The 6,517-nt window shown below is 72.6% G+C and carries 5 protein-coding genes; 4 read left to right on the top strand and 1 reads right to left on the bottom strand.

The genetic code is table 11. The annotated features are described in order from the left end of the window. Positions 1–798, top strand: a 798-nt coding sequence (locus ACFV61_RS33180; protein WP_380495741.1) for an alkaline phosphatase PhoX, incomplete at its 5' end; no start/stop codon positions are given. A 30-nt stretch (positions 799–828) separates the two neighbouring features. Here ACFV61_RS33180 and ACFV61_RS33175 read toward each other — a convergent pair. Continuing rightward, on the bottom strand, positions 829–2,466 hold the full coding sequence (locus ACFV61_RS33175) for a PucR family transcriptional regulator (protein WP_380495739.1): 1,638 nt from the start codon (positions 2,464–2,466) through the stop codon (positions 829–831). 142 nt (positions 2,467–2,608) lie between these two features. Here ACFV61_RS33175 and ACFV61_RS33170 point away from each other — a divergent pair, with 142 nt between their 5' ends. The 3 genes from ACFV61_RS33170 (at position 2,609) to pruA (ending at position 6,257) form a co-directional block, all read left to right on the top strand. Continuing rightward, positions 2,609–3,205, top strand: a complete 597-nt coding sequence (locus ACFV61_RS33170) for a PadR family transcriptional regulator (protein WP_380495736.1) — start codon at positions 2,609–2,611, stop codon at positions 3,203–3,205. Beyond that, positions 3,202–4,467: an FAD-dependent oxidoreductase gene (locus ACFV61_RS33165; RefSeq protein ID WP_380495733.1), complete on the top strand. Its 1,266-nt coding sequence runs from the start codon at positions 3,202–3,204 to the stop codon at positions 4,465–4,467. Before ACFV61_RS33170 ends, ACFV61_RS33165 begins: the two co-directional genes overlap by 4 nt. Before the next feature lie 161 nt (positions 4,468–4,628). Next, the gene (gene pruA / locus ACFV61_RS33160; RefSeq protein ID WP_063349536.1) at positions 4,629–6,257 is read left to right on the top strand and encodes an L-glutamate gamma-semialdehyde dehydrogenase; all 1,629 of its coding nucleotides are present in this window, start codon (positions 4,629–4,631) and stop codon (positions 6,255–6,257) included. Positions 6,258–6,517: the final 260 nt, after the last annotated feature.

The following is a 6,517-nucleotide window of genomic DNA, read 5'->3' as shown; positions in this document are numbered from 1 at the left end:
GCCGTCGTGGTGGACCCGAAGCGCGGCCACGTCTACCTGACCGAGGACGCCTCGAACCCCAACGGCCTGCTGTTCCGTTGGACCCCGCCGGCCGGCTTCAAGCACGGCCGCTACCAGCTGCGCAAGCTGGCCGCCGACGCGGGCGTGCTGGAGGCCTTCAAGGTGTTCGACGCCCAGGGCAAGTTCGTCGACGACCTCTCCCGTGCCACCAAGGTCGGCACCACCTACGGCGCGGACTGGGTCAAGGTCCAGGACCGCGACGCCAGGACCGTCTCGATCCGCAAGCAGTTCAAGGAGGGCGAGGTCACCCGCGCCCGCAAGCTGGAGGGCATGTGGTGGGGTGACGGCGGCTTCTACTTCGTCTCCAGCTTCGCCCGCTCGGAGAGCCCGGTGCAGCACGACGGCCAGGTCTGGTTCTACAACCCGACCCGCCGCACCATCACCCTGAAGGTGCTGCTCGGCGTCAACACCGACGTCTGGGGCGACCACGACAACTTCGACGGCCCGGACAACATCACCGTCTCGCCGTACGGCGGCATCGTGATCGCCGAGGACGGCGAGGGCGTGTCGCACCTGTTCGGCGCCACCGAGGACGGGCTGACCTACTCCATCGCCCGCAACGAGCTGAACATCGGCACCGCCGAGAAGCCGGAGTTCAGCGAGTTCACCGGGGTGACCTTCTCGGACGACGGCAAGACCCTCTTCGCCAACATCCAGACCCCGGGCATCCAGCTGGCCATCACCGGCCCGTGGCACCGGCTGAACGAGCACAAGCGCGGCCAGGGCTACGGCGAGTGACGTAGCGGGTGTCGAAGGGGCTGCCCGCGGTCATTCGTCCGCGGGCAGCCTCAGTTGCAGCATCGCCAGCAGGCGCTGCTGCGGCTGGGCGAGGTCGATGCCGGTCAACTGCTCGGCGCGGCGCACCCGGTAGCGCAGGGTGTTGGGGTGGATGTGCAGGGCGTCCGCGGCGACCCGGACCTCGCCGAGCGCGTCCAGCCAGGCCAGCACCGACTCGGCGAGCCGGGTGCCGTGCCGGCGGTCGTACGCGGCGAGCGCGGTGAGCCGGGGGTCGCGCAGGCCGGAGCGCTCCTGGAGCAGCGCGAGCATCTCGCTGACCAGCACCTCGGCCTGGACGTCGATCAGCGCCGCCACGTCGAGGTCCACCCCGCCGCGGCTCATCGCGTCCAGGATGCGGTCCGCCTGCGCGCGGGAGTCCGGTACCTGGGCCAGGCCGTCCACGGTCGAGCCGATCGCGGCGCGCAGCGGGACGCCGAGGTGCTCCCGGGCGGCAGCCACCACCTCGTCCGCCCAGCCGCGCACGGTGGCCATCGGCAGGCCGGGCGGGAGTTCGGGCAGCAGCACGTACACCCGGGACTCGATCGGGGCGAGCAGGGCGGTGCGGTGCCGGGCGGCGGTGTGCACCGAGATCAGGCCGGTGACGTCGGAGCGGTGCAGCGCCTCGGTGGTGTGCGCGCCGTAGGCGAGCACGGTGGCCGGGCGGCGCAGGTCCAGACCCAGGTGGGTGGCGAGCGACTGCGGGCCGGTGGAGCCCTCCAGCAGGCCGGTGAGCAGCGTCCGGGTGAGCCGCATGTCGGCGGACAACTCGCGTCGGCGGCGCATCAGTTGGGCGGCGGCCACCCGGGCGGCGCCGACCAGGGCCTGATCGGCGAGCGGCGCCAGCGGCTGCGCCCCCTCCTGCACCCAGATGGTGCCGAGCGGCTGTGCCCCGGCCCGGATGCCGATCGCCAGGCGGCGGCGCAGGCCGAGTTCGGGGTGCGGTTCGACCGCGATCGGGGCGTCCGAGGTGCGCAGGTGCTGGAAGATGCCCCACTCGCGGAGCTTGGACAGGTACGGCTCGGGGCCCTGCCAGCCGAGGATGGAGAGTCGGCGCAGGTCGTCGACCTCGTCCGAGTCGGAGGAGCGGGAGTACGCCAGCACCCGGCTGGAGGTGTCCTCGATCGAGACGATGCCGTTGGTGAGCACGGCGACGGTCTGGGCGAGGGAGAAGAGGTCGCCCGCGTTGGGTTCGGGGGCGCCGGGGGTGTCCGGGGCGTCCGGGCCGGCGATGATCGCGCGGGCCAGCGAGTCGAGGTGCTCCCAGCGGGTCTCGCGGCGCACCGAGAGCAGGGCGACGCCCGCCTCGGTGGCGGCCTCGCGCAGTGCGTCCGCCTGGCCGGGGCCGTCCAGCTTGACCGCGACCGCGGCGGCGCCGGCCCGTCCGGCGGCGCGCAGGGCGGGGAGGGCGGCGCGGCCGCGGGCGCCGATCGCGAGGACGAGTTCGCCGGGGGCGGCGGTCGGCGGGTCCTCCGGGTCGAGGATCGCGACGTCGCGGACCGGGACGTCCAGGCCCTGCGGGGCGGCCTGGAGTTCGACCAGGGGTTCGCCGAGGGACATCAGCAGCCGGCGGAGCGGGAGGCCGGAGGTGGGCGGGAGTCCGGGGGAGCCTGGGAGGCCGGGGGTCGTCATCGGGCCTCCTTCATCCGCTCGGACAATGCCGTGTGGTTGATTTTAGCCGGGCGGACAGAGTCGCGGCCCGGCTTTCGTAAATAGTTGACTCTGACTATTCAGGAGTGGATAGTCAGTACTGACCAAGAGATGAGGACGTCTCGTGGCGAAGCGACGCAAGGTGTCGAACCCGCTGGCCCTCGCGGTCCTGGCCGAACTCGTGGCCGGGCCGATGCACCCGTACGAGATGGGGCGCCGGCTCAAGGAGCACGGCAAGGACCGCAACATCAAGTACAACCGCAGCTCGCTGTACATGGTCGTGGAGCAGCTGCGGAAGGCCGGGTTCGTCGCCGAACAGGAGACCGTCCGCGACACCCAGCGACCGGAGCGCACCGTCTACGCCGTCACCCCCGAGGGCCGGGCGGAGCTCACCGGCTGGATGCGCGAACTCGTCGCCGAACCGCAGCACGAGTACCCCGCGTTCGGGGTCGCGCTGTCGCTGCTCATGGTGGTCCCGCCGGCCGAGGCCGTGGAACTGCTGGAACAGCGGCGGGCCGCGCTGGCCGCCGAGGTGGCGGGCATCCGGGCGGCCCTGCGGAAGGCCTCGGACGACGGCGTGGCCTGGATCTTCCTGATCGAGGAGGAGCACCGGGTCGGCGCGCTGGAGGCCGAGGGCCGCTTCGTCGAGCACCTCGTCGGTCGACTCAAGGAGCCGGAGTTCATCCGGACCTGGCACGAGATCTTCGGGAGTCTGGAATGAGTACGAGCAACGGGGAGAAGAGGGCCCTCGTCATCGGCGGCGGCATCGCCGGGCCGGTGACGGCACTGGCCCTGCGCAAGGCCGGCGTCGAAGCCGTCGTCTTCGAGGCCTACGAGTCCTCCGCCGAGGGCATCGGCGGCACCTTCATGATCGCCCCCAACGGGCTCGACGCCCTGGCGACCGTCGGGCTCGGGGCGGAGGTCGGCGCGATCGGACAGCCGATCGGCCCGATGCTGATCGAGGACGGCCGGGGCGGCGTGCTGGCCGAGTTCGCCGGCCTCCCCGACCTGCCGCCCGGCCGGGTCATGCGCCGCGCCGAACTGTACGAGGTGCTCCAGCGGCGGCTGCGCGCGAGCGGCATCGAAGTCCGCTACGGCAAACGGCTGGTCGGCGCCGAGGAGGGCGCCGACGGCATCACCGCCCGCTTCGCCGACGGCGACACCGCCACCGGCGACCTGCTGATCGGCACCGACGGCACCCGCTCCACCGTCCGCACCCTGATCGACCCGGCCGCACCCGGCGCGCAGTACACCGGCCTGCTCGGCGTCGGCGGCTACAGCCCGCACCGGCTGCCCGGCCGGGCCGGACGCGGCGAGACCATGCACTTCGCCAACGGCGCCCGCGCCTTCTTCGGCTACTGGGGGCTGCCGGACGGCGCCGGGACGGCCTGGTTCAGCAACATCCCGCAGCCCGAACAGCTGACCGCCGAGCAGGTCCGCGCCGTCAGCCCGGAGGAGTGGCTGCGCCGGGTCCGCGACCTGCACGCCGACGACCTGCCCGCCCGGGACGTGCTGCGCGAGGCCGCCGCCGACACCGTCGAGGTCTTCCCGCGGCTGGAGATCATGCCGTCCGTCCCGCACTGGTACCGCGGCCGGATGGTGCTGGTCGGCGACAGCGCGCACGCCCCCTCCAACAGCTCCGGCCAGGGCGTCTCGCTGGCCGTCGAGAGCGCCGTCGAACTCGCCCGCTGCCTGCGGGACCTGCCCGACCACACCGCCGCCTTCGCCGCCTACGAGGCGCTGCGCCGGCCCCGGGTCGAGAAGATCGCCGCCAACGCGGCGCGCACCAACAACCAGAAGTCCTCCGGGCCGGTCGGCCGGGCGCTGTTCCGGCTGCTCGCGCCGATCGCGATGCGGACCTTCCTGAGCCCGGAGAAGATGCTCCGCCCGGTGCACGGCCACCGGATCGACTGGGACCGGCCGGTGCTCCCGGTGGCCTCCGGCGCGACGGGCCGTCAACGGCGCGCCGTGACCGCGCCGTGACTGCGCCGTGACCCCTTCGTCGGGCCGGACAACGCCGTACGGGGGAATTTAGCCGCTCGGCCAATCAAGTGGCCCCAGGGGCAGGAATAGCGTTCGTGCTGTGGCCGACGTGCGACCCACGCCGGCATCCCCCCGCATCAACGAAGGAGAGCGTGCGCTCTATGGACGCTGTGACCCAGGTCCCCGCGCCGGTGAACGAGCCGGTCCACAGCTACGCCCCGGGCAGCCCGGAACGGGCCCGTCTGGAGGCCAAGCTGAAGGAGCTGGGCGGCCAGGAGCCGGTCCAGCTGACCATGACGATCAACGGTGAGCACCGCATGGGCGGCGGCGCCGAGATCCACGTCGTCCAGCCGCACAACCACGCGGCGAGGCTCGGCACCCTGCGCAACGCCACCCAGGCCGACGCGCAGGAGGCCATCGACACTGCCCTGGCCGCGGCCCCGGCCTGGCAGGCGCTCTCCTTCGACTCCCGCGCCGCGATCTTCCTCAAGGCCGCCGACCTGCTGGCCGGCCCCTGGCGCGAGACCCTGGCCGCCGCCACCATGCTCGGCCAGTCCAAGACCGCCCAGCAGGCCGAGATCGACACGCCCTGCGAGCTGGTCGACTTCCTGCGCTTCAACGTGCACTTCGCCCGCCAGATCATGGCCGAGCAGCCGATCTCCTCGGACGGCGTGTGGAACCGCAGCGACCACCGCCCGCTGGAGGGCTTCGTCTACGCGATCACCCCGTTCAACTTCACCGCGATCGCCGGCAACCTGCCGACCGCGCCCGCGCTGATGGGCAACGTGGTGCTCTGGAAGCCGTCCCCGACCCAGCAGTACTCCGCGCACCTGCTGATGCAGCTGCTGGAGGAGGCCGGCCTGCCCAAGGGCGTCATCAACATGGTGACCGGCGACGGCCTGGACGTCTCCGCCGTGGCGCTCAAGCACCCGGCGCTGGCCGGCATCCACTTCACCGGCTCCACCGCCACCTTCCAGCACCTGTGGCGCTCCGTCGGCGAGAACATCGCCGGCTACCGCACCTACCCGCGGATCGTCGGCGAGACCGGCGGCAAGGACTTCCTGGTCGCCCACCCGTCCGCCGACCCGGCCGTGCTGAAGACCGCGATGACCCGCGGCGCCTTCGAGTTCCAGGGCCAGAAGTGCTCGGCGCTCTCCCGCGCCTACGTCCCGGCCTCGATCTGGGCCGGCCTCAAGGACGAGTTCGCCGCCGAGGTCGAGGGCCTCACCATGGGCGACGTCACCGACCTGGCGAACTTCATGTCCGCCGTCATCGACGACCGCGCCTTCGCCAAGAACAAGGCCGCCATCGACCGCGCCCAGGCCGACCCCGCGGTCGAGGTCCTGGCCGGCGGCACCTACGACGACTCGGTCGGCTACTTCGTCCGCCCGACCGTCCTCGTCTGCGAGGACCCGGCGTCCGAGTACTTCCGCGAGGAGTACTTCGGCCCGATCCTCGCCGTGCACGTCTACCAGGACGACAAGTACGACGAGATGCTGGCCCAGATGGAGTCGGCCTCCGCCTACGGCCTGACCGGCGCGATCATCGCCCAGGACCGCGCGGCCGCCCAGGATGCCATGCACAAGCTGCGCTTCGCGGCCGGCAACTTCTACATCAACGACAAGCCGACCGGCGCCGTCGTCGGCCAGCAGCCCTTCGGCGGCGGCCGGGCCTCCGGCACCAACGACAAGGCCGGTGCCAAGCAGAACCTGGCGCGGTGGACCTCGACCCGCTCGGTCAAGGAGACCTTCGTCCCGCCGACGGACTACCGCTACCCGCACATGGGCTGAGTGCCCCTCCCGACCGTTCCGGTCGCCTGACCGTCTCGGTCACGTGGCCGCGCCGGTCACCTGACCGTTCCGGTCGCCTGACCACTGCGGTCGCCTGACCACTCCGGTCACCCGACCGCTCCGGTCGCCTGACCACTCCGGTCACCCGCGACGCCCGGCCCCGCAGCCGGGCGTCGCCCGGGCGGGGGGGGGGGGGGCGGGGCCCGCCGCCCCCCCCCCCCGCGCCCGCAGTCGCGCCCGGTAAAGAACAACGCCCGCGG

It is taken from the genome of Kitasatospora sp. NPDC059817, assembly GCF_042731835.1.
Lineage (GTDB): Bacteria > Actinomycetota > Actinomycetes > Streptomycetales > Streptomycetaceae > Kitasatospora.
This window is presented reverse-complemented; position numbering and strand designations above follow the sequence as displayed.

What these genes read in the sequence shown, in the direction of transcription:
- pruA (WP_063349536.1), top strand. Translation starts at nt 4,629, where the DNA reads ATGGACGCTGTGACCCAGGTCCCCGCGCCGGTGAACGAGCCGGTCCAC.
- ACFV61_RS33175 (WP_380495739.1), bottom strand. Translation starts at nt 2,466, where the DNA reads ATGACGACCCCCGGCCTCCCAGGCTCCCCCGGACTCCCGCCCACCTCC.
- ACFV61_RS33165 (WP_380495733.1), top strand. Translation starts at nt 3,202, where the DNA reads ATGAGTACGAGCAACGGGGAGAAGAGGGCCCTCGTCATCGGCGGCGGC.